The organism is Actinoplanes sp. NPDC048791 (assembly GCF_040650095.1).
Lineage (GTDB): Bacteria > Actinomycetota > Actinomycetes > Mycobacteriales > Micromonosporaceae > Actinoplanes.
This window is the reverse complement of record NZ_JBEZGQ010001730.1, coordinates 1-1,062: the sequence shown is the minus strand read 5'-3', so window position 1 is coordinate 1,062 and position 1,062 is coordinate 1. Positions and strand designations below refer to the sequence as shown.

Below are 1,062 nucleotides of genomic sequence, written 5' to 3'. Positions count from 1 at the left end.
CCGGCAGCTGCGCCGGGACGGCCCGGGCGACCGGTACGACTTCACGATCTACCTGGTCACACCCGGCACCCGGGACGAGCTGTGCCAGGACGTCCCGGACGGCTACACGTCCTGCCGCAACGGCGCCCGGGTGGTGCTCAACGTGGCCCGCTGGGCGCACGGCGTGCCGCACTACGGCGCCCCGCTCGCGGTCTACCGCCAGTACATGGTCAACCACGAGGTCGGGCACCGCCTCGGGCACGGTCACGAGCGCTGCCCCGGCAAGGGCGAACCGGCCCCGGTCATGCAGCAGCAGACGCTCGGCCTGCACGGGTGCACGGCCAACGCGTGGCCGTACCGGGACGGCGAGCGGTACGCGGGCCCGTCGGGCAGCTATGACGACGAGGTGCCGTCGTAGCGTCAGGAGATCAGGTGGGTGCCCCCGGCGATGGCCGCGGCGGCCAGGGTGAGGACGAAGGCCCAGCGGCGGTGGGTCGCAGCGGCGCTGAGGCGGTGGCTGTGCATGGTTCTCCTGACAGAAGACTCTTGTGGGGTCAGGTCCCAACCTACGGTGGTAAAACCGGACGATCCACACCTTTGCCGTCGTTCTGCCGCGTCGGCCGACACGATGATCCATCCGGTGCGCGGGGGCCGCGTTCGGCCTAACCCGGACGGCGGACCCCGCGGTCCGGCGGCGGCACCGGATCGGCGTACGCGCCGGAGCGTCCCGCATACCGCTTTCCGCCGCGGTACGGCCACGCGTTCGCCCGGCAGCCGTGCAGTCCCAGGGTCTGCTGCTGCATGACCGGCGCAGGCGCACCCTTGCCCGGGCAGCGCTCGTGACCGTGCCCGAGGCGGTGCCCGACCTCGTGGTTGACCATGTACTGCCGGTAGACCGCGAGCGAGGAGCCGTACCGCGGCACGCCCTTGACCCAGCGGGCCACGTTGAGCACGACGCGGTCACCGTTGCGGCAGGACGTGTAGGCGTCGGAGCTACTGCCGCAGAGCCGGTCGCGGGTACGGGGCGTGGCCAGGTAGATCGTGAAGTCGTACCGCTGACCCGGCCCGGCCCGCCGCAGCCGC

Annotated in this window: 2 protein-coding genes; one reads left to right on the top strand and one right to left on the bottom strand. The window is 72.4% G+C overall.

Annotated features, from left to right (window positions below; translation table 11 throughout):
* A partial coding sequence (locus AB0C29_RS50015) for a DUF3152 domain-containing protein (RefSeq protein ID WP_360835644.1) occupies positions 1–397 on the top strand: 397 nt, incomplete at its 5' end.
* Between the two features lie 244 nt (positions 398–641).
* Here AB0C29_RS50015 and AB0C29_RS50010 read toward each other — a convergent pair.
* Positions 642–1,062, bottom strand: a 421-nt coding sequence (locus AB0C29_RS50010; RefSeq protein WP_360835642.1) for a DUF3152 domain-containing protein, incomplete at its 5' end; no start/stop codon positions are given.